Origin of the sequence: Bacillus sp. AM1(2019), from assembly GCF_009906915.1 — a bacterium.
Classification (GTDB): domain Bacteria; phylum Bacillota; class Bacilli; order Bacillales; family Bacillaceae; genus Bacillus; species Bacillus velezensis.
The window spans coordinates 3,170,534-3,194,481 of sequence record NZ_CP047644.1 but is presented as its reverse complement, the minus strand read 5'-3'; the positions used below and the strand labels follow the sequence as shown (position 1 = coordinate 3,194,481).

Annotated in this window: 32 protein-coding genes and 1 pseudogene; 30 read left to right on the top strand and 3 right to left on the bottom strand. The window is 35.8% G+C overall.

What is annotated here, in order from left to right:
* Positions 1-98 precede the first annotated feature (98 nt).
* The gene (locus GNE05_RS15810; protein WP_017419514.1) at positions 99-629 is read left to right on the top strand and encodes an NfeD family protein; all 531 of its coding nucleotides are present in this window, start codon (positions 99-101) and stop codon (positions 627-629) included.
* 19 nt (positions 630-648) lie between these two features.
* Positions 649-942, top strand: a pseudogene (locus GNE05_RS15805) (flotillin family protein); the annotation flags it as partial.
* Positions 943-976: 34 nt separating this feature from the next.
* Here the strand turns inward: GNE05_RS15805 and GNE05_RS15800 are convergent.
* Both GNE05_RS15800 and GNE05_RS15795 read right to left on the bottom strand, forming a co-directional pair.
* Complete coding sequence (locus tag GNE05_RS15800; RefSeq protein WP_160182969.1) at positions 977-2,569, bottom strand: recombinase family protein; 1,593 nt, start codon at positions 2,567-2,569, stop codon at positions 977-979.
* 105 nt (positions 2,570-2,674) lie between these two features.
* Positions 2,675-2,887, bottom strand: coding sequence for a hypothetical protein (locus GNE05_RS15795; RefSeq protein WP_160182968.1), 213 nt, complete (start codon positions 2,885-2,887; stop codon positions 2,675-2,677).
* Positions 2,888-3,176: 289 nt separating this feature from the next.
* On the opposite strand from GNE05_RS15795, the gene GNE05_RS15790 reads away from it, so the two are divergent.
* The 21 genes from GNE05_RS15790 (at position 3,177) to GNE05_RS15700 (ending at position 17,278) form a co-directional block, all read left to right on the top strand.
* On the top strand, positions 3,177-4,139 hold the full coding sequence (locus GNE05_RS15790; protein WP_160182967.1) for an AimR family lysis-lysogeny pheromone receptor: 963 nt from the start codon (positions 3,177-3,179) through the stop codon (positions 4,137-4,139).
* Positions 4,140-4,187: 48 nt separating this feature from the next.
* Positions 4,188-4,328 (top strand): hypothetical protein, encoded by a 141-nt coding sequence (locus GNE05_RS15785; protein ID WP_157870122.1) that lies wholly within the window; start codon positions 4,188-4,190, stop codon positions 4,326-4,328.
* An 87-nt stretch (positions 4,329-4,415) separates the two neighbouring features.
* Positions 4,416-4,928, top strand: a complete 513-nt coding sequence (locus GNE05_RS15780; protein WP_160182966.1) for a hypothetical protein — start codon at positions 4,416-4,418, stop codon at positions 4,926-4,928.
* 17 nt (positions 4,929-4,945) lie between these two features.
* Entirely contained in the window at positions 4,946-5,089 is a 144-nt protein-coding gene (locus tag GNE05_RS15775; protein ID WP_160182965.1) for a hypothetical protein, read from the top strand.
* 271 nt (positions 5,090-5,360) lie between these two features.
* Entirely contained in the window at positions 5,361-6,257 is an 897-nt protein-coding gene (locus GNE05_RS15770; protein ID WP_160182964.1) for a hypothetical protein, read from the top strand.
* 330 nt (positions 6,258-6,587) lie between these two features.
* A complete protein-coding gene (locus tag GNE05_RS15765; RefSeq protein WP_160182963.1) occupies positions 6,588-9,491 on the top strand; it encodes a hypothetical protein in 2,904 nt (967 codons plus the stop codon).
* Between the two features lie 327 nt (positions 9,492-9,818).
* Entirely contained in the window at positions 9,819-10,037 is a 219-nt protein-coding gene (locus tag GNE05_RS15760; protein WP_014417453.1) for a helix-turn-helix domain-containing protein, read from the top strand.
* Between the two features lie 413 nt (positions 10,038-10,450).
* Complete coding sequence (locus GNE05_RS21055; protein ID WP_014417454.1) at positions 10,451-10,597, top strand: hypothetical protein; 147 nt, start codon at positions 10,451-10,453, stop codon at positions 10,595-10,597.
* 27 nt (positions 10,598-10,624) lie between these two features.
* The gene (locus GNE05_RS15755; RefSeq protein ID WP_160182962.1) at positions 10,625-11,101 is read left to right on the top strand and encodes a hypothetical protein; all 477 of its coding nucleotides are present in this window, start codon (positions 10,625-10,627) and stop codon (positions 11,099-11,101) included.
* Entirely contained in the window at positions 11,101-11,814 is a 714-nt protein-coding gene (locus GNE05_RS15750; protein ID WP_160182961.1) for a hypothetical protein, read from the top strand. Before GNE05_RS15755 ends, GNE05_RS15750 begins: the two co-directional genes overlap by 1 nt.
* Before the next feature lie 23 nt (positions 11,815-11,837).
* Positions 11,838-12,623 carry a hypothetical protein gene (locus tag GNE05_RS15745; protein ID WP_160182960.1) on the top strand — a complete coding sequence of 262 codons (786 nt, stop codon included), beginning with the start codon at positions 11,838-11,840 and terminating at the stop codon, positions 12,621-12,623.
* Between the two features lie 8 nt (positions 12,624-12,631).
* Positions 12,632-13,219, top strand: coding sequence for a hypothetical protein (locus GNE05_RS15740; protein WP_160182959.1), 588 nt, complete (start codon positions 12,632-12,634; stop codon positions 13,217-13,219).
* Positions 13,219-13,446 carry a hypothetical protein gene (locus GNE05_RS15735; RefSeq protein WP_160182958.1) on the top strand — a complete coding sequence of 76 codons (228 nt, stop codon included), beginning with the start codon at positions 13,219-13,221 and terminating at the stop codon, positions 13,444-13,446. Before GNE05_RS15740 ends, GNE05_RS15735 begins: the two co-directional genes overlap by 1 nt.
* A gap of 31 nt (positions 13,447-13,477) precedes the next feature.
* Entirely contained in the window at positions 13,478-14,506 is a 1,029-nt protein-coding gene (locus GNE05_RS15730) for a hypothetical protein (RefSeq protein ID WP_160182957.1), read from the top strand.
* On the top strand, positions 14,503-14,886 hold the full coding sequence (locus tag GNE05_RS15725; RefSeq protein WP_160182956.1) for a hypothetical protein: 384 nt from the start codon (positions 14,503-14,505) through the stop codon (positions 14,884-14,886). Before GNE05_RS15730 ends, GNE05_RS15725 begins: the two co-directional genes overlap by 4 nt.
* On the top strand, positions 14,887-15,057 hold the full coding sequence (locus GNE05_RS15720; RefSeq protein WP_160182955.1) for an XkdX family protein: 171 nt from the start codon (positions 14,887-14,889) through the stop codon (positions 15,055-15,057).
* Entirely contained in the window at positions 15,054-15,527 is a 474-nt protein-coding gene (locus GNE05_RS15715; protein WP_160182954.1) for a hypothetical protein, read from the top strand. The genes GNE05_RS15720 and GNE05_RS15715 overlap by 4 nt, the downstream gene beginning before the upstream one ends.
* Positions 15,528-15,725: 198 nt before the next feature.
* Positions 15,726-15,875, top strand: a complete 150-nt coding sequence (locus tag GNE05_RS21050) for a hypothetical protein (protein WP_017417543.1) — start codon at positions 15,726-15,728, stop codon at positions 15,873-15,875.
* A gap of 239 nt (positions 15,876-16,114) precedes the next feature.
* Positions 16,115-16,327: a helix-turn-helix transcriptional regulator gene (locus GNE05_RS15710; RefSeq protein WP_160182953.1), complete on the top strand. Its 213-nt coding sequence runs from the start codon at positions 16,115-16,117 to the stop codon at positions 16,325-16,327.
* An 86-nt stretch (positions 16,328-16,413) separates the two neighbouring features.
* Positions 16,414-16,845, top strand: coding sequence for a hypothetical protein (locus GNE05_RS15705; protein ID WP_160182952.1), 432 nt, complete (start codon positions 16,414-16,416; stop codon positions 16,843-16,845).
* Positions 16,846-16,864: 19 nt separating this feature from the next.
* On the top strand, positions 16,865-17,278 hold the full coding sequence (locus GNE05_RS15700; RefSeq protein WP_053574402.1) for a phBC6A51 family helix-turn-helix protein: 414 nt from the start codon (positions 16,865-16,867) through the stop codon (positions 17,276-17,278).
* Between the two features lie 18 nt (positions 17,279-17,296).
* Here the strand turns inward: GNE05_RS15700 and GNE05_RS15695 are convergent, their stop codons facing one another.
* Positions 17,297-17,935: a recombinase family protein gene (locus tag GNE05_RS15695; RefSeq protein ID WP_104679076.1), complete on the bottom strand. Its 639-nt coding sequence runs from the start codon at positions 17,933-17,935 to the stop codon at positions 17,297-17,299.
* A 520-nt stretch (positions 17,936-18,455) separates the two neighbouring features.
* On the opposite strand from GNE05_RS15695, the gene GNE05_RS15690 reads away from it, so the two are divergent.
* The 7 genes from GNE05_RS15690 to GNE05_RS15660 all read left to right on the top strand — a co-directional run bounded on the left by GNE05_RS15690 (position 18,456) and on the right by GNE05_RS15660 (position 23,912).
* Positions 18,456-20,060, top strand: coding sequence for a hypothetical protein (locus tag GNE05_RS15690; protein ID WP_160182951.1), 1,605 nt, complete (start codon positions 18,456-18,458; stop codon positions 20,058-20,060).
* A gap of 13 nt (positions 20,061-20,073) precedes the next feature.
* Entirely contained in the window at positions 20,074-21,444 is a 1,371-nt protein-coding gene (locus GNE05_RS15685) for a phage portal protein (protein WP_053574399.1), read from the top strand.
* Positions 21,445-21,522: 78 nt separating this feature from the next.
* Entirely contained in the window at positions 21,523-22,107 is a 585-nt protein-coding gene (locus tag GNE05_RS15680; RefSeq protein WP_053574398.1) for a DUF4355 domain-containing protein, read from the top strand.
* A gap of 45 nt (positions 22,108-22,152) precedes the next feature.
* The gene (locus GNE05_RS15675) at positions 22,153-23,043 is read left to right on the top strand and encodes a phage major capsid protein (RefSeq protein WP_053574397.1); all 891 of its coding nucleotides are present in this window, start codon (positions 22,153-22,155) and stop codon (positions 23,041-23,043) included.
* A 67-nt stretch (positions 23,044-23,110) separates the two neighbouring features.
* Positions 23,111-23,251, top strand: coding sequence for a hypothetical protein (locus GNE05_RS15670; RefSeq protein WP_157110140.1), 141 nt, complete (start codon positions 23,111-23,113; stop codon positions 23,249-23,251).
* Position 23,252: 1 nt separating this feature from the next.
* Entirely contained in the window at positions 23,253-23,567 is a 315-nt protein-coding gene (locus GNE05_RS15665; protein WP_071347049.1) for a phage head-tail connector protein, read from the top strand.
* Between the two features lie 6 nt (positions 23,568-23,573).
* On the top strand, positions 23,574-23,912 hold the full coding sequence (locus GNE05_RS15660; RefSeq protein ID WP_160182950.1) for a hypothetical protein: 339 nt from the start codon (positions 23,574-23,576) through the stop codon (positions 23,910-23,912).
* The last annotated feature ends 36 nt before the right edge of the window (positions 23,913-23,948 follow it).

Below are 23,948 nucleotides of genomic sequence, written 5' to 3'. Positions count from 1 at the left end.
ATGTAATCAGCCTCCCTTATCAGAAAATTGAAACCATTTTCCGTTACATCCGTATATAAAGTAACACTCCGACACTTCGGCCGAAAGGAGGATAGAAGATGAACATATTTCATCTGCCGCTTGAAACGGTCTATCTTTACACATTGATTATTTCGGGAAGTCTCACGCTTTTGATTCTGTTTTTTCAAGATGTGTTTCACGGCCTCTCGGAAGCCATTCCTGTTTCATTTTTAAACCCTGCATTGATTCTGTCTTTTTTAACAATCTTTTCAGCCTCAGGTTATATCGGCGAAATCGCCGCTCCGCTATCAAGTCCTGTCATTGCGTTGCTTTCATTTGTTCTTTCGGTTCTTTTGGTCAGCCTGCTTCACTTCTTTGTTCTTGTCCCGCTTTCATCAGCGGAAGAATCGCTCGCATATCGGGAGACGGATTTAAAGGGCAGAGTCGGCAGGGTCATTACTTCCGTCCCGAAAGACGGCTATGGAGAAGTAATCATAGAGGGAATAGGGGGCGCCATTTCTAAATCAGCCGTCAGCTTTGATCAAGAACAGATCAAGTACGGAACGGCCGTATTAGTGATTGACGTGAAAGACGGAGTGCTTTTTGTGACGCCGCATGAACCAATCTGATATCTAAGGGGGAACTGTTATGACTATGCCGATTATCATCGTTATCGGAATGGTATTCTTTTTACTCATCGCACTTATTGCTGTATTTATTACGAAGTACCGGACGGCGGGGCCGGACGAAGCCCTTATCGTGACCGGAAGTTATTTAGGAAATAAGAACGTCCACATTGATGAAGGCGGAAATCGTCTGAAAATCGTCCGGGGCGGGGGAACTTTTGTGCTCCCGGTATTCCAGCAGGCAGAACCTCTCAGTTTACTGTCAAGCAAACTTGATGTCTCTACACCTGAAGTCTATACAGAACAAGGCGTTCCTTGTTAAACACTATAGAAAAAGAGTGGTAATGAAATCAATCCACCCTCTCAAATTTATAAGCAATGTCTTCAATGTCATTTCCGTTGATTACAATAGAATCAATTAAGCCTAGCAAGATGTGACGCTGCTCTTCAATAGTCTTATTTCTAATCCCAATAGCGTTGCTTAGTTTTTGCCGAAACCTCATTTCGTTATCAGCCTGTTCTGACATATTGGCAATTGTTAATCTAGCTTTTTTAAGCTCGTCAGTTAGATTATCAAGTTCTGCTGAATATTTTTCATTAAAAGTTTTATACTGAGTGTCTGAGATATCACCAGCTAAGTTTTTTTCAAGCAGCTTGTCCATCTTTTTGATAAGACTATCCATTTCTTTTTGGATACCGACAATTCTTTCTTTAGCTTTCTTCTCATCCAGGCTCATTACACTCTTATTTTTATCAAACACCCTTTGAAGTTTGTCTTTACTATTCAAGATATGCTCTAAATCACTAAATATCGCTTCCTGTAGCTCTCTGGCTCCCACATGATGTGAGTCACAATACTGCTTTCCATAGCGAATATAGTTCATACAGTAATAATTGTCTTTGGTTACAACCTGTCCTAAAGAGTTTTTTCGCCCTCTTTTAAATGTCATACCTGTCCCACATTTAGCGCACTTGGCTATTCCTGCGAATAGAGATGTATTAGAACGAATACCTTTTCTTCTTGATTTTGTACTGATCATAGTTTGAATCTTATCAAAGAGTTCTCTTTCAATTAAAGGTTCATGTGCATTTTCAGCGATTATCCAGTCTTCCTCTTTGTTGTAGTCGTTTATGATACATATATCATCAGAAGTCTTTCCTAACGCTTCAGGAGCTTTATAAGGGCGCTCTTTCTTACTCCTCTTGTTGTATACAACATCGCCTACATATGCTCTATTTTTGAGAATATAGCCAACTGTGTACTCACTCCATCGACCACCTTTGCTTGATGGATAAGTTTTTTTGTCGGGATTATCACCGTTTAAGTAATGGGCTATCGCTTTCATTCCCATGCCTTGTTCATATAGTTTGAAAATCTTTCTTACAACATACGACTTCGAATTATCAATGCTTAGTTTCTTTGTTGCAGAGTCATACGTGTATCCAATTGGAGCGTTGCTGGCTTGATTCCATTCACCGGCATAAGCCTTTTCTATCTGTGTGAATTTAATCCGTTCAGCGAGCTTCTGAGACTCTTTTTCAGCGAACATTAAATACATGGTTATTCTTGATGTATCCAAGTTCCCTATGCCATTTCTATTTTCTCTTGCATGGGAATCAAAGTGTTCCTCTACAGTTATAACTCTGACACCATGCCTATCTAATTTCTCAATAAGTTCTAAACCTTTACTAGTCTTCCTATAAATACGGCTGATACCTTTCATGATTACACAATCATACTCTTTATTAATTGCACCTTTAAGTAATTCTTTAACTTCTGGTCTATTGTTATCGTCTGTACCAGAAGCAGAATCAGTTTTAATATCCACTATAGTGAGGCCTAATTCTTTTGCTTTGCGCTCACATATTTTTATTTGATTCTCAATCGTTTCAGCCTGACCTTGCTTTAAAGTTGATCTCCTGGCGTATATGCATGTTTTCATTGAATCCCTCCTATTTCCAAATAAAAGCACTCACCGATCAATATACTTGATGGCAAGTGCTTTTTCAATAGTATCTAAATATGTATCCATGCTTAGTGTAAACTTTTAAAGGCGTTCGCTCTGCAGGTAACTCTTAAACTGCTTATCTATGTAATCCTCTAATTTAAATTCTCCTAAGAACGTTCGCTTTTTAATTCGAACAGTGCTTGATGGTGGGGTATCAATCGTATTGCTCCTAATATCCCGAAAAAAAGAATTTAGCCTTTCAATATTCTGTTCCATGTATTGCTCTGCTTGCAGCCTAATAGCTTCTGTCATCAATCCAACTCCTCTTATTTTATTTTTATCCCTAAAATGAATATAGGGAGGTGATAATTTGACATGTTCCTGCGAAAATCTCTCCATTTACTGGTGATATTCTCGTTATGAGTTATTTTATTTTTATCCTCAAACCAATCTTAACATCTTTTAATCAGATACAAAAGTAAATAATAAGAATAAAAATAAAATAAATTCATTGACTGGAATGCTTGTCTGGAGTATATTGTTAATAGAGACAAAAATAAAAAATAAGGATGATCCATTAGCCGGTAGGGGGAATTTACACATGAAACTATTAAAAGATGAAAACAGACAAAGCGCTCTCAAAAAAGTCAGACTCTTGGAACAAGCAGACTTGAATGAAAATTATGAAGAAATGGACTATATTATTGAAAAGTTCCGTTACTCTATAGATCCAATTCTAAATGAATTTGGAAATGTGTATCAAATACATAGACAGCTTCAGAAAGGTGAAATAAATAGAATTGAAGCTTCACGAAAGTTTGGAAAGATGGACTTGAAAACCCCAGAGTGTAAAGTATTTTCACGTTTAATGATTCTCCCTATATGTTTACAGACTGCAGAATACCGTTTGATGTACGAGGTTGGAAATGAAATTGACCTGGATATTATTGAAGAAGAAAGCTACATCAAATCATCGTATCGCTGCAGACTGCTAAGTATGTTAGCTAATGCTGAATTAGGCATCGGTGATTTAAAAAAGGCTCAGCTATATGCTGGTTTAACAATTAACTGTGCTATTTCGGACAATTTCTTTGCAAGTGGCTATTTAATTCATGGAAACACCCTTTTATTTTCAGACTATGAAGCAGCTAAGCAAAGCTTTATGCATGGTTTGAATTTTACAGAAGAAGGTAAGTTTCATTATAAAGAGCTTAGACGCTCATTATCTTTCTTGGAAAATTACTACGGAGTGGAAAATGAGTTCCTTGATCATGATTCTGAAGAGGTTGGAGAACAGCAAGGAGTAGTCTTCTCACTGATCAAACAAGGCAAAAAGAGTGAAGCACTCAGGATCCTTGAAAGCCTGGAGAATAGAGAGCAGAACAAAAATATCTTAGCCTTTCACTTCTACTATAAGGGGCTTTGTACAGACAGTAAGGAGTATTTCTTTAAGTCTGTGAGATATTTTAAAGAATCAGATGATACATTCTGCATTAAGTTGCCTCTGGATGAGCTTGAAAGATTAGGAGAGAATAAGGCTCTTCTTGAATTAATCACAGTTTAATTGACTATTTAAATGTTTCTACGTGGAAACTTGAAAGGAGGTGAGGATATGTCAATGAAAATTAAACTTGGATTAGCTGCTGGCGCTGTTGCTCTATTTGTTGCAGGATATGCTACGAATCAGGCAGTTAAAGACGTTGCTGCAGGGCAAGATACTGTATTTAAAGTTGCAACAATTGGACGTGGCTAAGTAGTAGCTACATAGGGGAAAGTCTTAAATGGCTTTCCTACTTTTTTAACACTTTTTAGAGTAAAAATAAAATAAGTGGAGGGTTAAATGTCGGCTAGAAGAAGCGTAAGAATTGATTTAGCAGCATTAGCTAATGGCTTTAAGCGGATCAATGAAGACAAGCCGGTTTATTACAGCCTAAAACATAATGCAATACTTAGCACAAATGGTTACACAGCAGAAATTATTAGCCCGCAGCCATATGATTCAGTGGTTATTGGGTTGCCTTACATAATGCGTGATGGGGTTTGCAAGAAAGTTACATATAGAAAATCATCGGAACATTTAAAAAATGACATAAGGATTATGCTTGAGAACCTGGATAAATTCTCATCTAACGGTTTTCATCAAATGACGGTTACAGAGTGTTTTGACACCGGTTTAATTAAGCTATCTTCTTCATATTGTCCGGAAGCTTACGCTGATATATCGAAATTTAACGGTAGGAATGTGGAGAGTGGGGAGCAACTGTGGTGCAAACTTGAAACAAATGAAAACAGAGCGCCGGTTGTTACAGCTATTGAAAACAGTAAGCCGTCAGAATACTTGAATTTAATTTAAAGGGGAGGGAAGAGATTATGAGCGCTATTGATTACTTAGAAATGCTAGAGTCCGCAGAGTACGAGGAATTGTTGTCTAAGCTTTATGATGACGATATCACTGAATCTGAAATGAAGAGACTTACTGAATTAAACTCAAAACCGCATTGTCAATCAAGATGACTCGTCCTTAATGGATGAGTTCTCTTTTAAAAGGAGAGATTTTTTATGAAACAATCAAAGTATTTCTTTTGCTATTCAATTAACTTACACCGAAAGTTGAGAGCAGCAGGAGCGTCATCAATCTGTGAAGCTTTAAGCACTCGAAATAAGCGGTTTTGGCTTTATGAGAAAGACGAAACTGTTCAAAGGGTACTAAATGAAATGTGATTGCTAGAAGCTCCCATAAGGAAGTCTAAGCACCAGAATAATAAGCACAAAAGGAGAATGTTTATTGAAATCAAAGCGAAAACATATTAAGGGGAAAGAAGAAATCCAAAAAATTATAGAGTCAAGCGGCATTAAGTACCTCTTGGTCAACAATAAGATATTTGATGAACTTTATGTTAATGAAGAACTCAACATGTCAGAGTTAGACTTAATCACATATATTCATCTTCAAATCATGATGCTAAACAAGATTACTTTAAGCGCAAAAGAATTGGCTTCTTGGATTGGCTGCAGCGAAAAACAAATAAGAGTAGTGATTAGTAGGCTGAGAGAATACAAAGTAACGTGCAATTGTCGCTACTCTCCTCATGAATCTAAAGTATTTCTAACTGATGATGGTGAGGAAAGAATAATAAACCTGATAACTGAAAAAAATCAAGTTGTCTATAACCCTTCTACAAAAAGCAATCAGAAAGTAAAACATTGGTATCCCAATTTAATTCCAGATCATAAAAAAGGCAAGGATAAGCCCGTACCTGTAAATTTCTTTCTCGTATCATTAAAAGACCTTAATTTGTTCACGCAAGGACAATTGAGCCGCACAGAGTTCATTACATACTTATTTTTATTAAAAACATATGCATATGGCAAAAAAGACAAAGACCAGGTGTGGATGAGGTATAGCCTTATCGCTTCAAAAACACGTAGAAAATTACCGCAGACAACACAAGATCATATTGAAAAATTGAAATCATTAAATATTGACGGTGCTCAGTTAATTCGACAAATGTACCCCAATAACTATCAAATACAAATGGAAGCAGGTCATGAAACCTCATCCAAATTCATTCCAGACTTTAATGTAAAGACATTGGAGGAACTGAAGTTAAAAAAAGAGGAAGTCAGTTTTTATAAAAAGGAAGATGATATTTTATTTGAAGAAGTTAATTTGCCTTTTTAAGAAGTCAATTTTTTAAATGAAGAACCTAATTTCAAAAATCAGAAGCCCAATTATTTAAAATGTGAATTCGATTTTTGTGATGAGTTTTCAACCCCTTGCCACGACTGGGCTCAAAGGGTATGGCGACTCGCTATAATAACTTAATAATACACTTTAGAATAGTTTAAATAATAGTCTCAAAAATAGTTAAAAAAGATAATCTAGAAGATTCTTTAGAATCTTCTGGCCAACAATTAAAAATTGCTGTCCTGTCTCACAATTAAAATTGTTCGCCATATTTATTTATGATCGGATACTTACCTAAACTATAATTAATTGGAGGATTACTTATTGAAAAATGAAAATTTAACTAAATCAGTGTTCGTTTACTCTTTAGATTCATCTGCTTTTTATAATGATAAAGAAGAAAAATTAAATCAGGATTTGCTTCAACTTCGCCTTTATAAAAAGTTCTTGCAGAAGTTGGCAAAAAAAGTGGCGAAAATGAATGATTCAAATGTATCTGATATTCATTTAGATCTAACTGGTAAGCTCATTGAGGAAGAAAGAAGCTTTAAGGAATTGGAGCAATCGCTAATTACATATATCAAGAAAAAAGGTGAAAGTGAGTCCAGGCTTTCGAATGATATTGATGAGCTAATGGCCTGCAAATACAACAAAGCGAAAATCAACCGTCTTAAAAAAATTACTAACTGTTGGATTAACGAAAAGAAAGATGAATTAATTGAAGAGCAGCAAAGTTTTAAAGGGACAAGAACCCTTAGAGGTGATTCGCTTAAAACAAAAGATGGAGAAGTTAGATCACAAAGGGTTATTTCTTTATTTGATTCAGTGCTAATTAGAACACTTGGATTGGACTACGATCAGATCACTGAGGAGATTATGATAGTTGAATCCTTTTACCATAACGTTTTTAGAAGCTTGGTTCAGAATGGTTATTATTTTAATAATGAAAAATATGTTTACTATGCTTCATCAGCAGGACAAATTAGACAAAAGAAGGGTGTATTCATCAAAGAAAAGACGTATCTGAAGAAGAAAAACACTCTGATGTGTGGGCTTAGTGAAGAGGTAATTAATTCTAAGGGCGGCATGAGCATTAACAAATGGATCGCTTACCTTGCCTTATCAAATAGCGCCAGTACATTATGGGAAGGGTTTAATATTGATGAGTGTATAGTTGTAAATGATTTTGAGACGGATGTGTCCACTGAGGTTGATTACATAAACGATGAAACATACGAAATTAAAAGAGAGTACAAGTCTATTCCAATAAATCATACGGATGGCTGTGGAATGATACTCCCAGAGCTTTCGGAAAGTGCATTCATGTTTAGAGCCCCTTTTATGAAAGGAATGTTAGTCCCATTTCCATTTGATGAGTATTCTAAATTATGCCGGAAGACCAAAATTAAAGATATATACGGCAAGGAATGGGATATTGTTAAAGACGGTATTAAAATTATCCTGACGAAGAGTCAGTTTAAGCTCTGGAAACATTATGATTCATGGGATGATTACAAATCCAAATTTAAGAAGTATGAGTGTCAGGCAGCCAAGTTGAATGAAGAAGAGGATGAATTTAAAAACAGTGAACTTAATTATCAAATGATCCAGACACTAACCGACACGACAGATGAAGAGTTAGATAAGCTTTCAGAAAACACAGTGAAGAGGATCCAAACTCTTTACAAAGATAAAGAATCAATGCTTGAGGTTATAGGAGCCGTTGAAAGCAATACCCATAAAAATAACTTTCAGAAAGCCCATTTGATTTATCCTGAGTTGCTAAATGATAACCATTCAAAGGAGATTATTAAGAAGAATAAAAAGCGTTTGGTGAAGGAAGCAAAAGCAGGAAAAATTCTGCTAGAAGGCTCTCATTATACTTTTATTATTCCAGATTTGTATGCTGCTTGCGGTTATTGGTTTTGTGGTGATTCTGATCCGAAGGTTTTACTAAATGACGGAGAGGTTAGCTGTAAGCTTTTTAATAATCAGCAAAAATTAGATGTGTTAAGGCCTCCTCATCTATCTAGGGAGCATGGCATTAGGATCAACAAGTTAAATGATGATCTTAAAGACTGGTTCATTACGAAAGGTGTGTATACGTCCACTAAAGATGCCTTGTCAAGACTTCTGCAGTTTGATGTGGACGGAGATAAAGCACTTTTAGTTAGCGACAGCACTTTTGTTGAGATAGCAGAAAGAAATATGAAAAATGATGATATTGTTCCCCTTTATTATGAAATGAAGACAGCAGAAAACCAAGAAATCAATAATGAGAACATCTATAAAAGCTTGGAATTAGCGTTTGAGGTAAACATTGGTGAGTATAGTAATAACATAACCAAGGTGTGGAATAGTGATAAGGTTGATTTAGACGTGATCAAATGGCTTACCATGGAAAATAACTTTGAGATTGATTATGCCAAGACCTTATACAAACCAACCCGTCCTGAACATGTTAGTCAAAGAATTAATGGTTTCCTGAAAGGGACTTATAACAGAAAAGTTCCTCACTTCTTTATTTACGCAAAAGACAAGAAAAGAAAGAACGTCAGACCAAGAAATGATTCTGTAGTTAATCGGTTGGGTGAAAAAATACCGAATAACAGGGTGAACTTTAAGAGGCTGGCGGGTAAATTTGATTACACAAAACTGAAGAATAAGAATACTAATCTTGAGCTTGATCAAGAGGTATCGACACGATTTAATGAACTCTACAAGTTGTATTCAAAACAGCAAAAGGAATTAGGTACAAAGGGAATTCTCCTGCAAATAAAAGATGAATTACTCAAAGATTATAGCAAAAAAAAGGTTGAAGATACAATGATTGTGACAGTCTATACTATGCTTGATCGTAATAAGCACTGGAAGGCCAAACAACAGAAAAAACAAAATGTTTCTCGTCAAGAAGCAGAATGGCATGTAACAAAAGAGATCAGAGAAACCTTGCTGAGTATTAGAGACAGCAGTTACATAACAGATATATTGGTTGAATATCTATTCAAGACTAAATGCTCTAAGCATAAGGATACTCTCTACAATTGTTTTGGGTATAACATTGTAAGGAATTTAAAAAAGAACATTCGCAGAGCTATTAAATGTGTTGATTGTGAGCGGGAAATCGAAAAGGGAACTAGGTGTGATAAGTGTCAAAAGGAGAGGAAAAGAGAGTTAGATAAGCTGAGAAAACGAAAAGAACGTAAAAATAAAAAATGTCACGCTTAAATTATAAGAAAATAAATGAAGATGGAAAAGCCCTTGATATACAAGGGTTTTTCCAGTTGTATAGTGATATCTATAATCTTCTTCTAGGGAAGAAAAAAGAAGTATTGATTTATGGATAATTATTTATACGATTCCGTTATTATAATTTATCACAAAAATCCATACTATGCAATTTCGACCCAAACATTGTTTAATTCAACTTTGGACATCTATAGTTTTTTGGTTATTCCTCCTAAATAATCAAAGAATGCTGATCATAGTGATCAGCCCCCCTTATTTTAGATAATTATTTCAAATAAAAATTTATTGATGGAAGGAGGACTATAAGTGGAAATTGATAGACATAAGCTATGGCTAGATATTCGTAAAAGAAGGTTAACTCAAACGGAAATTGCGAAAGAATGCGGTTGTGCTCAGTCAAAAATCAGCTCCTTTTTGAATTATGATTCAGATATGTCACCTGAGCTTATTCAAAGAATGAAAGACTTTGTCTACTCTAAGCCTGAGTATGAAAACGGAAAGCGTAGAGTAATCAAAGTGATCTAATTCTTTGTCGTTACTACATTAAACAGCATTGCGGAAACAGTGCTGAAGAGATGTACAGGCCGACTCCAGCGACGTTAAATAAATGGTTTCGGGGTTTCATTAGTTTTACTCCTTTGATTTTATTTTTGTTCTTATTCCGAACCATTTTTGGTTCGGGGTTTCTCCTTTTAACATGACTATGTGCGGGGCATCCTCAGTGCCCCCGTAATCGTGTTTAAATGAGAAAAACAATTGGAGGAATAATAAAATGAAAAAAAATAAGGTTACTGATACGAAGATCCTCAAGTCAGGATACTACTGTAAGAAATGCGATTTGTTTTTTGAGAATACATGGGATATGGAATGCTACTGTCAAGGCGAAGGATGGTATAGAGCTAGTAAAGCGATTTTGATGTTAGAGAAGGTGCTCGGTAATGGAAAATAAAAAAGAACAGCCAAGATGGGGCGAGCCAAATGAGAAGTTTCAAGAGTTGGTTAAAAATATTGATCCAGAAGTATTAAGAAAAGCAAATGAAAAAATAAAAGAGATGGCCAATGGTAAGCCTCTTTATAGATTTTAATTAAACATTTAGGAAGGAGGTGATGATATGAGCAAATTAGCAAATGACTTAATAGGCATTTTCAAGCTCGTTTCAAGAGACAGTGAGTTAATGAATCTTGCTTATTATAAAGAGTTGAGTAATCCCGCTAATATAGACGTGCAGCGAAGAGATGATTTTGATGACATCCTCAAAGGAATTATTGTTAGAGCTCCTAAATCTAACGATTTAAAAGAAGATGATCCTCAATGTCGGATCTGCATGTACTTTGGTAACGGCTATACTACACACAATAAGCGTATTACTTCCCAGGATGTAATGATTGATGTATACACCCATATTGACCATTTTGAAGACAATGATCCTAGGAGTCTCAAAATCATAGACCGGCTAATTGATATTGTTTACGATAAAAATGTTGCTGGTGTGGGTAAGGTTGTTAATATCAATAGAATGTTGATAGCTAATCCCCCTGATGGATACCTCGGCTATAAACTCATCTTTTCCTTTGGAGCTCCACAATAATGGAATATTCAAAGGACTTCTTTATTTTAGGTACTCCTATTTCAACAGATATAGGAGAGTGCCACTTCATTAGACTTAAAGATTATCCTCAGTTCGTAAATGATCTCTCTCAAATGGTTAAATCAAAATCTGAAATAATAGCTGAATTTCAAGAAAACAATAAATTTGGTCAATTGGATAGCTTGATCAATGATTTTAACGCTTCAACTTTGTTGGACATAGTTCATGTGATGGATCAGTTAAGAGCCTCTTACCAAAGAGTGTTTGCGAAGGTGTTTAATAACCCTGATCCGTTCCAAGCTGTAGACGAGAAGAATTTTCACGATATCCGTAAGTTAATTCTTGATATGCATTGTTTAAAAGAAAAAAAGGTTAGCAAAAACTCTGAACTTGAAAAATTCAACAAGAAAAGTAGAGCGTTGAAACAGTCTGAGAACAATTATGATTTCTCCGATATTGTTAGTTGTGTTGTTCAATTTACTGGGTATTCATCCGCTGAAGTTCTTGAATTAACGCTTCCTCAACTTCACTCTCATTTTTTCAGAGGAGCTGCTTTTTTAAATAGCTCTGCTGCGATTGTACTCTCTACTGTAAGTCCGGAAGCTGCTAAAAACATCGGTTCTTGGAGTCAACATATAGATTTATTTGAAGAAGAGAAAAATTACATAACTAAGAAAGAAGCAAGAAATCTAGAGAAATTATTCTCAAATTAAAAAACAAGGTGGAATTTTAATAAATGAGTAAAAAGACAGTAATTCATGATGTATGTAACGTTGTTATGAAAAGAAAATCTGACGGGAAAGTTATTGCAACTGCTGAAGCACAAACAACTAGCCTGTCTCAAAGTATCCAGGAAGATTATCTAAAGGGTGGATGGGGAAACAAAAACCTATTCCAAATGAAATCTGACAAGAATATTACTGGGACAATCAAAAATGCTTTCTTCAGCTTGGACTGGTTGGCCATGCAGCAAGGAGTCAAGGTTGAAAATGGAACGGTGCAAGTATGGGAGGATGAGACGCTTACTGTTGAGTCAGATGGAAAAGTAACTCTTAGCAAGACTCCAGTTGATACAGTTTCTTTCGAGAATAGCGAAGGAGAGTCTTATCTTATGGAAACTGAAACCACAGAAGGTCAACTCCCTACAACTTTTGCAAAAGAGGGTGCGAAAGTTAAAGCACGATATAAAATTGATGCTGAAGGCGAAATTGTTGAAATTAAGGCTGATGCATTCTCTGAAGCTTATGAGATGGAATATCACACTTTAGAGTACGACCCAGAAACTGAAACAATCCATAGTGATCTTTATATTCAGTTCGATAAAATCTCTCCTTCTGGTGAAGCAGAGCTAAACTTTGAAGCCGGCAACGCAATTACACCTGAAATCAAATTCACAGCGCTTGCAGTTGATAATTCTCTTGGGCGTTTCATTCGGGTTAAACGTAAAGCAGATGGATCAAAAGGTGAGAAACCTACTGAGTCTCCAAAGCAAAGCGTTGATCTTGGCGGCGCAAGTGCATAAGGGAGGCGTTGAAGATTCCTTTCTTAAATAAAGATGGAACTACGCTTACCTCTGCAAAAGATGATGGTACTGGCAACCCTATAACGCCTGTATCAATTGAACATTCAACTATTCCATTAGAGGTTGATCTTAAAACTGATCAGCCTCTTGATGTTAATGTTGCAAACAAATCATCTATTCCAGTTCTTGTGAGAAACACAGTTCCTATTAAAACTCAGATCCAAAAGTCATACGAGGAATCTGTCTTAACAGATAATGATACTGTGGCAGTTGGTGCAACAAAGTCGTACACATTAGATCTTGTTGAGAATTTAGGAGTGTTTAGAGCTTATGGCGTTGCTCTGTATACAACACAGACTGACAGCACAAATAGCAAAGTTACAGTCAGTGCTTATTCTGTGCCGAAGAGTATTCCTTTTTATTCATCAACATCAGCAAGTGATAGCACAACTTTAATCAGTAATGCTGCATTTGTTTCAAACTATCCAATTCAAAAACAGTTGCCCTTCGTTTGCCCAAAAGTGCTATTAACAGTTAAGGCATCTGGAACTGTTGATATTACTGGTTTTAAAATGATTGTTTGGGGGATGGAATAATGACTTTTCATGATGTATGCGGAAAGTTTAAAACCGTTGATGGTATTGAAGATGCGTATTTACTGCTTTCAGAGGAGGACAATTATTACATAAGCCTGAGTGATTTTGAAAAGCTCTTTGAAGAGGATTTTGACGAAGAGCATCCATATGAATCACTTTCAGCAGCTTCTGATAATTCTCCAGCCTGGAAAGACATTTGGGACGATATTTGGACGGAAGACCTTTAATAAGGTCTTCTTTATTTAGGAGAAATAATCAATGTCTAATTCACAATTTATAGGTCAACTTAAACAAAACAATATACAAATTAATAATCTTAAAGATCAATTTTTCAGAACTGAATCTCACATGTCTGATCATGAAAAACGCTTGAATGAAAAAGTTGATGAGTTCATGGAGAAGCAGAATTTCGATTTAAAAATGCACATTCAAAACAATGCGAATCCACATCAAGTCACAAAAGAACAAGTCGGATTATCAAATGTACTTAATGAAGAGCAAGCCACAAAAGTTGCTTTTGATGACCATCTTAACGATAAGAAAAATCCTCATGCAGTTACTAAAATCCAAGTTGGCTTGTCTAAAGTTGATAATGTACAGCAAGCAGCGAAGGCTGACTTTGACGCTCACGATGCAGACCAGGATAGACATATCACAAAGGATGAGCGCGGTTATTGGAACAGCTCCGATGAAAGGTCAAAGTCTTTTTTAGCTGAACACACTAACAATCAATCAAACCCACACAATGTTACTGCTGCACAGGTTGGGCTTGAGAAGGTAGACAATGTAAAACAAGCTGCTAAAAGTGACTTTGATAATCATCTGAATGACACTAGTGTTCATGTTACGGCTGAAGACCAAGGTTACTGGAATGATATGACCCAGCAGTTCAAAGATCATAATGAAAACCAAGAACGACACGTCTCGGTAGCTGAACGGAAGACATGGAACGGTGCTATTACATATGCCAACATCATGCTAAAAAATGGAGCTACAGTAGGTACACGAACGCCCATTTACGCAAAATGGGGAGCGTTGTTAGTTTTAAGAGGTCATGTTAGAACTGAACCAGAGATTGTGTTCGGCTCAATACCTGCAGAATTAGTACCATTTGGCGGTGCTGTAAAATCAGTACCACTCAGCGGAACAGGTGGAACAGCTAATCTGATAATTTACGATAATGGTGATTTGAAAATAAAATACCCAGACCCAGCTGACTCAAACAAGATGGGCGGAGGCTACTATCTGGACGTAGTCGTGGGCTTTCAAAAAGGAGACACAACATGATTCAGGTTTATGAGTATGATGAAAATTTCATTCTAACCAAACCCGTTATTGTTGAACCGGATGAAAAAGGAAACTGTACAATCCCTGAGAATTGCACAGACGTTCAGCCGCCTTCTTTTATAAAGGCGATGTATCATACATCAGATAAGTTATGGACAGAAGCTGCAACGGAGGAAGAAAAAGAGGAACTAGAAAAACAAATTGAAAATGGGCGAGTATCTTCACCGGTTGATCTTTTGAAAATGCAGAATGCTAAATTATCGTTACAAGTGGCTGCTGCTGAAAAGGAAAATGCTCAACGAAGACAACGAGAAGCTGATACAGCTCTATTAATCGCACAACTACAAAAAGATATTACTGACTTGAAGGAAGGTAAGTAAATGGCTTCATACCCCGAATTTGCAGATATTAAGCAGTTCTATGACTGGAAGTGTTATACGGACGCTGATATAAGGACGTATGTTGAAATAGACTGGATTACCCCCGAACAGTACGAAGAAATTGTAGGGAAGCCTTATGATAACAATGAAAGCAAAGGAGAAATTAAATGACATCGAAAAAATTAAGCGTATCAGGTGTAAAGACACTATCAAAAAGTGTTGATAAGAAACAAAAGGTTCAGATCAATGATGAGTATCATGTATACATTTATCCTCAGTTTGGTATGTTCAAGCTACAAAAGATGTTTGAGAATTTTGCGAAAGCCCTATTAGAAGCTGAAGAGCAAGGTATTGATTTGAGTAAGATCAGCATGAATGATTGGTTAAGTTTTAATGTCGTGAAAGAGTTCAGTGACTTGGATATTCCTGATGATACTAAGAAACAGTTTGAGTTTTATTACGAGTTAATGAACACTGATCTCCTTTATCCAATCTTTAATGAGTTTCCTATAGAATCACTTGAAAAAATAAACATCATAGCTAATAGACTTCGATCCAATTTTGAAAAATTAGGATCTGCTAAGTCTGAAGAGTTTGAACAGATGATTATTAATACAGTAGCTGAACTGGAAGAAAAATAACCATTCAGATTTAAACAAAGTCGATTCGCGAGCGACTATAAATGTCTAAAACAAGGACAGAAAACACCATGTGGGATTTATTAGCACCCTCCTTTCATGCTAGAAAAAAGTGAAAAATAAGGATAAAAATAAAATAAATAGATTGACGATAGTAAACGTAAGTGTTATAATTAAGTTAAGAAAGGAGGGAAAATGAGTATGGAAAAGTTAGAGCTTATCCTTCGGGACTTGGCTTGGGTGGTTGCAATCCTAGCAGGAATAACAACCATGATCAAGAACATCAAGGACTTGAAGGCAAGCAAAAACAAAAAACGACGTTCTCCCGCCAAGAAGAAACGTCGCTCATAAGCTAGAGGGGATTTATTCCCCTTCTCTTATTATTATAACACTTTTCATTCCGTACTCAAAACACATGAAAAAATTGGTTGATGTCACAACAATATTCTTTTTTATTCTGTTTATTATGCTGTTTTCGAATTTTGATTATGCTCATCTCAGCACCTTAGATATACTAACAATGGTATTAGCGTTGATCTGGTTGGTAGTTACTATCATAAACATTTTCCTTAAATGGAGGAACCTTCGAAATGACTAAGATTGTTTTTGACAGCATGGACGATTTAAAAGATTTTATTGCAAAAGAAATTTTAACTACGTCTGAAGCGATTGAGATAATTGGCTGTAGTCGTCAAAACTTAAAACAGTTGGTCGATCGTGAAACATTAGTACCCATTAAAACAACAAGTCGTGATCGTTTATTTTTAAGAGAAGATATCGAAAGTTATAAGAGGAAAAGGTAAAGGCATCCGCAGCAACGGGTGCTTTTTTATTTGTGTTATGAAGCGAGACAAATAAATAAAACAACATACAACGGAGGAATTTGAAAATGAGTACAGCTAAAAAAATAGGTCGAATTAAAACAACTTTAGATGTGGACATGTATCTTGAGGTTTGTGATTACAATGTGTATATGGAGAATTCAGATGAAGGTGAAAAAGTGTATTATGGCGTTAAAATTGCACTTCACTTGCTTCATCCGGAATCCAGAGAAACTGTCGATGTCATTAGGCAAAATAAGCTGATTGATTCAGAAAAGATCAGTTTTAAGGATGATGAGACTAAACTGGCTACATTTGAAAGGTATTTTAAAGACAAAGCATTAGAAGTATACAAGAACGCCTTTGTAGAAAATGAATTGGCTTGCTGTAAAAGCTGTGGGGAACCTGAAGGATTACACGAAATAGAATCTGGGGTTGTATATGCTAAATGTAAGTGCGATCTTAAAGCGTTCTTATCACAAGAAAAATGTAAAAAATAAAGTAGGTGTAAAATTTATTATGCTTGATGAAAGAAAGTTAAAAGCAATTGAATTATTAGTGGAAGGAAAGCTGAATAGGACTGAGATTGCTAAGGAAGTAGGAGTGACCAGACCGACTCTGTACAACTGGGAAAAGGAAGAAGAATACTCGCAGGAGTACGACAGACTTTTACATTACAAAAAACTTTCAGTTAGACGTGAAGTAAGTCGAGATACAAAAGCCTTCTTTGAAAATTTAAAAAAGATCAGCGAATCATCCACAAATGATAATGCAAGGGTGAAGGCTACACAGCTATTACTTGCATACACTGAAGGTAATCCAGAGAATATTTTAAATATCAAAGATGATCGAAGCAATGACAATGTATCAAAAGATGTATTGGCTAAGGAAGAAGAAGAGTGGACGGCTTCAAAGCTATCTGAAGACGAATAAAAAGACCCTTAGCTTTTATTAATTGGCTAGGGTCAGCTGTGCTTCATATTCTTTTATCACTTTATAGAAAGTATTCTTAGTAAGCTGTAAGTCTTTAGCGAATTGAACACCTGTAATCTCTTTGCTTTTCCATTTAGAGTAGCCTGATTCAAGGGTGGATCGTTGCTCTTTTGTTAATGTGTCAAACCCCTTTTTAGGTCGTCCTAAGTGCTTTCCTTTTTCTTTGGCATCTTTGATCCCTTCTGCTTGTCTCTCTCTTATGTCCTCCCTTTCCTTCTCTGCAAAGGCTGTAAGGATAGTCAATACAATCTTCTGTATAGCTTCTTTAAGAATATCGTCTTGATCTTCAGTTGAGTTGATCATTGGTTCTTTAATGAATTTAAGCTTAATGCCATTATCAATGAACCAATCGTATTCTTTTTGAGTCTCTTTCATGTTACGACCCATACGAGTGATTGAATCAAACACAACAGTATCACCTGTTCTTACAACTTGCTTGAGTGTTTTATATGCAGGTCTTTCGAAGTCTTTACCACTTTGCTTGTCAATGAATAGATCACGTTCAGCAATGCCTTCTTTAAGCATATTGGTGATCTGCCTGTTTTCGTTTTGATCCTTTGAACTTACTCTTATGTAACCAAACATTTTAGAAATCATCGCTTGTCATCCTCTCATTTATTGTACCTTTATTATACCATTTTTGTTTGTAAAGGTCTATTACATTTTATAAACGTTTATAAAAATAAAATAACACCTTTTTAAACGTGATGTTGCTGAGATAGACAGCGTTTATAAACGTATGCCTTTACAAACTATGGTTATGGTATAAGTAAGTCATTTTGTGAGTATAAAACCACCCGATAGAATCCTCTCTAAAAGGCATTTACAGGCTAAATAAGCATTGATGCGTAATCTGATACCTATAGGCTAAATGTGTTTGAAACGCACCAGAAAGGACGCTAGTTATCAATAATAGGGGGCATTCTAAATGATTGAACACCCTCTCATCCGATAGCAACCCACACAATTTTTATTATAATTTTAAAACTCGGAGGTGATTGGGATATCTGATTTAATCAACACAAGAGAAAACAGGAATTTGCTTAGAGAGTATCTTTATAGAGATTACCTGAAAAATGGTTCAACTCATGATGAAGCAGTAATGAGGACAAACAGAATGATGAAGGGGAAGAATCTCTTCGGTAAAAATGGAGTAGCTCATTCACTTGGGGCTCGTAGTTTTGAATTCTTTTGTCTATATTACCTCCAGGATACTTTCCAAGCAAAACCTACTAATACAGCTCGTAAACTTGGTGATTTCCATTTTGAAATATGGAATACGCTTGATGATATGTTCATTAAAGATGAATTCGATAAGCTTGTCCTCTGTATGCCTCGTGGAAGCTCTAAGACAACAACTGTTAACTTTGCCTTATCAACATATTTAGCAGCATACGGTATATCCTACTTTACGCTTGTAGCTGGGAAGAAAGAGGATGATGCAGTTGAATTCATAAATGATACCAGACGAGCATTTGACGAGAACCCCTACATAATCAATACATTTGGACATATGCTCACACGTTCAATTAAGTTGAAAATGTACTTCTCAAACGGCTGCAAAATCCAAGCTATAAGCTCTGGAACGAGTGTTCGTGGATTGAGGCATAATGGAGAACGTCCTACATGCATTATTGGAGATGACTATCAATCGGCAGCTGATGTTATAACTCAAGAAGCAAGAGATAAGAAATACAATACATGGACACAAGATGCTGATTATGCTGGTGATGATCCTGTCATAAGGGATGGCAAAAAGGTTAAGATGGGAACAAAGTTTATTATGCTCGGCACAATTCTACACAGGGATTGCCTAATTTCAAGGATACTAAAGGATGTGCAGTATAAACGGATCGTGAAGAAAGCAGTTCTTGTTGACGATATTGATGAATTATTCAATAGTGGCAAATGGGCTGAATTAAAGAAAATTCGATATGATGCAACCAATCCCAATGCAGGAGAGGATGCTAAAAAGTTCTATTTAGAGCATGAAGAAGAGATGAAATTCCCAGTTCTTTGGGAAGATAAGTATGATTGCTACGATCTTGCCGTTGGAAAGTATTATCCTAATCCTTCAGCATTTAAACAAGAAATGATGAATGATGCGTCTAAGCTAGGGCAGAAAGCTTTCCATGATATCAAGACATTACCTAGAAAAGAAATTGAAAAGGAAAAAGACAATTTCATAAAAACAATACTTTGTTGTGATCCAGCCGTTGAGGTACAGGATAGTCACGATTATTCTGCTTTTATTGTCGGTTCTAAGACTCCTAATAACTTTAGATGGGTTAGGAAAGCGTGTATTGAGAGACTTGAATACGATGACTATATTGCAAAGGTGATATCCTTATTGAAAGAATACCCAGATATCACGCATTTATGGATTGAGAAGAACGTGTTTAGCGGTGCAGATGTACGTGATATTCAAAGAGAAATTAATAAAGATCGTACACTAACAGCAAGAGACATTCAAATCATTAATGAACATCAAACGAAAAACAAAGAAGCTAAGATTAGAGCCATTGGTGGAAAGGTAGACAGTGGTTTTATTGTATTTCCTCAAGAAGATAAAGAGTTTACTGATCAAATAATGGCCTATGAAGGTGAAAAGTTTACACGTTTTGATGATGCTCCTGATATTACAGCTGAGTTTGACAGGCTTATTGATGAGCTACAAGAAGTGCAATACATTAACTTTTTAGATAGGTCAGCATTATTTTAAAGGAGGTGAGTAATTGAGAAACATCGTTGATACAGTTTTAAAGCGAAAAAGAAATGGACAAATTCAAATAACTCCTGAATTAGAAACTTTGTTAATGAAGTGTCTTAGAAAGCTTAGAGAAAACCAGGAGACTTATAAAACATACGAAGAATACTACAATGGACATCATAGCATAATGAGGAACTACGCTATGAATGAGAGTAGAAGTAATATGAAAGTAGTCGTGAATTTCTTTAAAAAATTTATTCATGACGAAATTGCGTATGCTTTAGGGAATCCAGTGACCTATATTAGTTTAGATGGAAATAATCAATTGATTGATGTGATTGATTATAACTTCTCTCATTGGTCTAAAATTCACGATCAAAAACTTATGCTAGAAGCAACTAAATTTGGCGAAGCATATGAAATCCAATACACAACCAGAGACAATGAATTTAAGTGTGCTGTATTAACGCCAATGAACTGCTTTGTAATCGAAGAAGGCGATGTTGAGAAAGACGTTATTTTAGCATTGCATATATACAAAAATGATTTGTTTTCTGATAACGAAAAAGTAGATGTTTACATAAGTAATTCAATCTTACACTTTGATGTTGATGGGAGCGATAATCTAATTTATGTGGGGCAGCGTACACATATCTTCGATACACCTCCAATTGAAGTGACCTCCGCAAATCACGAAAGAACAAGTATGTTAGATGATATCAAATCAGAAAATGATGCCTATAATAACACTTTATCTGATTTGGTGAATGAGGTATCTGATTTCAGACAGGCTTTCTTGAAAATAACCGGAGCAAAAATCACTGATGAAGACGCAGCAAAGTTTAAGAAAACGGGTATTCTTCAAGTGCCTACACAAGCAAGTGTTGATTATCTTATTAAGAAGATTGATGATAAATTTGTCCAAAATTTGCTGAAAGAGCTTGAAGAGAAAATGTACAAGTTGGCCAGTCATGTAGACACAAATGAAAAGCTTCAATCTAATTTATCTTCTGCAGCCCTCAGATCAAGATTAATCTCCTTGGAAAATAAATGTTCCCTTAAACAAGCGATGCTGGAAACAGCAATTAAGAAGAGGTTAAAGAACTTCTTTAAGTTTATCAAGATCCAAAAAGGCGAGGAATACGATCATCGCAAGGTTAAGCTTAAATTAACAATGAACATCCCTTCTGATATTACTGCTTTAGCTGATTCATTAAGCAAATTATCTGAAGTATGTTCATGGGAAACGATACTAGCCCAAATACCATATGTTGAAAATCCTGCTGTAGAGATGCAGAAGAGAAGACAGGAACAAGAATATGCAAGAGAACAAGAGATTGAGCACCAAAGAAAACTTAAATCATTAGAGATAAGCAATACTACAGGCTCTCTATAAATAGAGCCTTTTTCTTATGTAAAAATATGCACTTTTTAGGGTCACTGACACTAGAAAGGGCGAATGGAGTGATTTGAAATGAATTTAGAAGATGTTAAAAAGTTTTTTGAAGAACAACAAGATAATGACGAGGTAAAACAATATCTTCAAGGGTTGCAGCCTGTAACACTTGATGGTGTTAAACAGTTCGTTGAAACAGATGAAGATGCTAAAAAGTGGATGCAGTCGCAAAAAGATAGATTCTTCTCCACAAGTTTAAACTCATGGATGGAAAGCACATTTCCTCAGAAGCTTGAAGAGGAAATTAAGAAGCGGTATCCAGATGAAACTCCTGAACAAAAAAGAATTCGGGAACTTGAACTCAAAAATGAAGAATTTGAACGCAATGCAAGAATTGAGAAAATGAAATCCATTGCACTAAAAACAGCATCAGATAAAAAGATTCCTGCAGACTTAATTGATTTGCTTGTTTCTGATAATGAAGAGGTAACTCTAGGAAACTTAACAAAATTTGAAGAGTCTATGAAGCCGTATATTCAAGAACAGGTTGAAGACCGATTGAAGAATAGCAGCTATACTCCTCCTGCTTCTGTAAATAACAACAAAGCTGGATCCTCTTCAGACTTTATGGCAGCTATTTATGAGAATCAATCAAGACTATAAAACTATTAGAAATAATAAAATAAAGAATAAAGGTGGAAATTATAAATGGCATTTTTAAAAGATCAATTAGAAGGTTTTGTACCTACACAAATTCAAAAAGAAATCATCAAAGGCATTACCAAGGGTTCAACATTACTCAAATTATCTAAGGTTCAGCCTATGGAATCAGATAAAAAGAAGATTCCTGTTTTGGTTGATGGGCCTGGAGCATACTGGGTAGGAGAATCTGAACGGATTAATACATCCGAAGTGAGATATATCCATCCTGAACTTGAAGCTAAAAAGATCGGTGTAATCATTCCAGTAACTAAAGAGAAATTAAATGACACCACTATCAACGTTTTCTCAGAACTGCGAACAGAAATTGAAAAAGCATTTTACACTACTATTGATGGAGCGGGTCTTTTTGGTATCAACTCTCCGTTCAAGAAAAGCTTGTTTGGCTCTGCTGAGGCTTCTGGAAATCTTATTGCAAACGGAACCGGCGGCACATTTGATATTGACGTTTCAAATGCTATGGCTCTTGTTGAAGATGCAGGATTAGATGTAACTGGATTTGCAGGGCATCGAGGTATTAAAAATACTCTACGTACTCTAAGAGACACAAACGGAAATCAAATTTATGTTCCTGGTGTATCACAAAATGAATTGTACGGATTCCCTGTTGAGTTTTCTTCAAATGGTGGATTTGACAAAACAAAGGCTGATTTAATCTTAGGTAACTTTGATTACTCATTGGTTGGTATTCGAGAAGGATTGAAATATGAAATCCTGAAGGAAGCTACACTACAAGGTCATGTAATGGGCGATGGTAAACCTCTTTCACTTGCAGAAAACGATATGATTGCAATTAAGGCAACTATGAGACTTGGTTTCTTACCTATTAAGGAAGATGCTTTTGCAGCAATCACTCCTAAGGTTGATAAACAAGATTAAGCCGAGAGAGGTTATCCTCTCTCTTTTTTTATCATTAAAAATCTAAATAAAATATGAGGTGCTTAATATGAAGGATTACATTGATCCAAATGGTAATGAAGTGAAATTGACAGAAAAGGCCTTTAAATTAATTTATAAGGAACAAGGCTATAAGGAAAAGAAAAAAACAGTAAAGAAGCAGAAGAAAACTGAGAAATCAGGTGAATAGAATGGATCAATTGGCTAATTTGAAGTTGTTTTTAGATATTGCTGATGACTCTGAAGATGCTCTTTTGGAACTTTATTTAAAGAAAGCTCGGCGTTTTGTAATTAATTACTGTGAGATTAATGAAAATGAAATTCCAGATAATTTGCTAGGTGTCATTGAGGATATAGCTGTCTTTAAGTATAGGTTAAAGGGTGTTGAGGCTACAAAAGCGGAAACAAGAGGGGGTATTTCAGAAAGCTATTACGACAAACTCCCTGATGATATTAAGCTTGAATTGGATAGCTTTAAAACCCCTTACATCACTGCTGGAGGGTGACTCACATTGAAGTTCAATGATCTATATTATTTAATTCAGGTTAAAAAGGTGAAGACAGGTAAAAAGACTGATTGGGGAACAGACATATATGAGGATCAAGAAACTCTAGTTCCATACAAATGTTCGTTTCAGCCTTATGTTGAATCAATTAGTTCTCCAACTGCGATAGGAAGAATAACTGACATAACCAATATGATCTTCTGCCCGCCTAACGAAAAATTAGATAAAGGTGTTAAAGTCGTTCATAAAGGCAAAGAGTATGAAGTTCTTTACCCGCCTAGAGACTGGGGAAGACATTATGAGGTGTTCGTTAACTATATAGGTGCACACAAGCCCACTAAGTAAACAAACGAAGTGCTTTAAATTTTGAGGCACTTCTTT

What these genes read in the sequence shown, in the direction of transcription:
- GNE05_RS15810 (WP_017419514.1), top strand. Translation starts at nt 99, where the DNA reads ATGAACATATTTCATCTGCCGCTTGAAACGGTCTATCTTTACACATTG.
- GNE05_RS15800 (WP_160182969.1), bottom strand. Translation starts at nt 2,569, where the DNA reads ATGAAAACATGCATATACGCCAGGAGATCAACTTTAAAGCAAGGTCAG.
- GNE05_RS15795 (WP_160182968.1), bottom strand. Translation starts at nt 2,887, where the DNA reads ATGACAGAAGCTATTAGGCTGCAAGCAGAGCAATACATGGAACAGAAT.
- GNE05_RS15790 (WP_160182967.1), top strand. Translation starts at nt 3,177, where the DNA reads ATGAAACTATTAAAAGATGAAAACAGACAAAGCGCTCTCAAAAAAGTC.
- GNE05_RS15785 (WP_157870122.1), top strand. Translation starts at nt 4,188, where the DNA reads ATGTCAATGAAAATTAAACTTGGATTAGCTGCTGGCGCTGTTGCTCTA.
- GNE05_RS15780 (WP_160182966.1), top strand. Translation starts at nt 4,416, where the DNA reads ATGTCGGCTAGAAGAAGCGTAAGAATTGATTTAGCAGCATTAGCTAAT.
- GNE05_RS15775 (WP_160182965.1), top strand. Translation starts at nt 4,946, where the DNA reads ATGAGCGCTATTGATTACTTAGAAATGCTAGAGTCCGCAGAGTACGAG.
- GNE05_RS21055 (WP_014417454.1), top strand. Translation starts at nt 10,451, where the DNA reads ATGGAAAATAAAAAAGAACAGCCAAGATGGGGCGAGCCAAATGAGAAG.
- GNE05_RS15755 (WP_160182962.1), top strand. Translation starts at nt 10,625, where the DNA reads ATGAGCAAATTAGCAAATGACTTAATAGGCATTTTCAAGCTCGTTTCA.
- GNE05_RS15750 (WP_160182961.1), top strand. Translation starts at nt 11,101, where the DNA reads ATGGAATATTCAAAGGACTTCTTTATTTTAGGTACTCCTATTTCAACA.
- GNE05_RS15745 (WP_160182960.1), top strand. Translation starts at nt 11,838, where the DNA reads ATGAGTAAAAAGACAGTAATTCATGATGTATGTAACGTTGTTATGAAA.
- GNE05_RS15735 (WP_160182958.1), top strand. Translation starts at nt 13,219, where the DNA reads ATGACTTTTCATGATGTATGCGGAAAGTTTAAAACCGTTGATGGTATT.
- GNE05_RS15730 (WP_160182957.1), top strand. Translation starts at nt 13,478, where the DNA reads ATGTCTAATTCACAATTTATAGGTCAACTTAAACAAAACAATATACAA.
- GNE05_RS15725 (WP_160182956.1), top strand. Translation starts at nt 14,503, where the DNA reads ATGATTCAGGTTTATGAGTATGATGAAAATTTCATTCTAACCAAACCC.
- GNE05_RS15720 (WP_160182955.1), top strand. Translation starts at nt 14,887, where the DNA reads ATGGCTTCATACCCCGAATTTGCAGATATTAAGCAGTTCTATGACTGG.
- GNE05_RS15715 (WP_160182954.1), top strand. Translation starts at nt 15,054, where the DNA reads ATGACATCGAAAAAATTAAGCGTATCAGGTGTAAAGACACTATCAAAA.
- GNE05_RS21050 (WP_017417543.1), top strand. Translation starts at nt 15,726, where the DNA reads ATGGAAAAGTTAGAGCTTATCCTTCGGGACTTGGCTTGGGTGGTTGCA.
- GNE05_RS15710 (WP_160182953.1), top strand. Translation starts at nt 16,115, where the DNA reads ATGACTAAGATTGTTTTTGACAGCATGGACGATTTAAAAGATTTTATT.
- GNE05_RS15705 (WP_160182952.1), top strand. Translation starts at nt 16,414, where the DNA reads ATGAGTACAGCTAAAAAAATAGGTCGAATTAAAACAACTTTAGATGTG.
- GNE05_RS15700 (WP_053574402.1), top strand. Translation starts at nt 16,865, where the DNA reads ATGCTTGATGAAAGAAAGTTAAAAGCAATTGAATTATTAGTGGAAGGA.
- GNE05_RS15695 (WP_104679076.1), bottom strand. Translation starts at nt 17,935, where the DNA reads ATGATTTCTAAAATGTTTGGTTACATAAGAGTAAGTTCAAAGGATCAA.
- GNE05_RS15690 (WP_160182951.1), top strand. Translation starts at nt 18,456, where the DNA reads ATGATGAAGGGGAAGAATCTCTTCGGTAAAAATGGAGTAGCTCATTCA.
- GNE05_RS15680 (WP_053574398.1), top strand. Translation starts at nt 21,523, where the DNA reads ATGAATTTAGAAGATGTTAAAAAGTTTTTTGAAGAACAACAAGATAAT.
- GNE05_RS15675 (WP_053574397.1), top strand. Translation starts at nt 22,153, where the DNA reads ATGGCATTTTTAAAAGATCAATTAGAAGGTTTTGTACCTACACAAATT.
- GNE05_RS15670 (WP_157110140.1), top strand. Translation starts at nt 23,111, where the DNA reads ATGAAGGATTACATTGATCCAAATGGTAATGAAGTGAAATTGACAGAA.
- GNE05_RS15665 (WP_071347049.1), top strand. Translation starts at nt 23,253, where the DNA reads ATGGATCAATTGGCTAATTTGAAGTTGTTTTTAGATATTGCTGATGAC.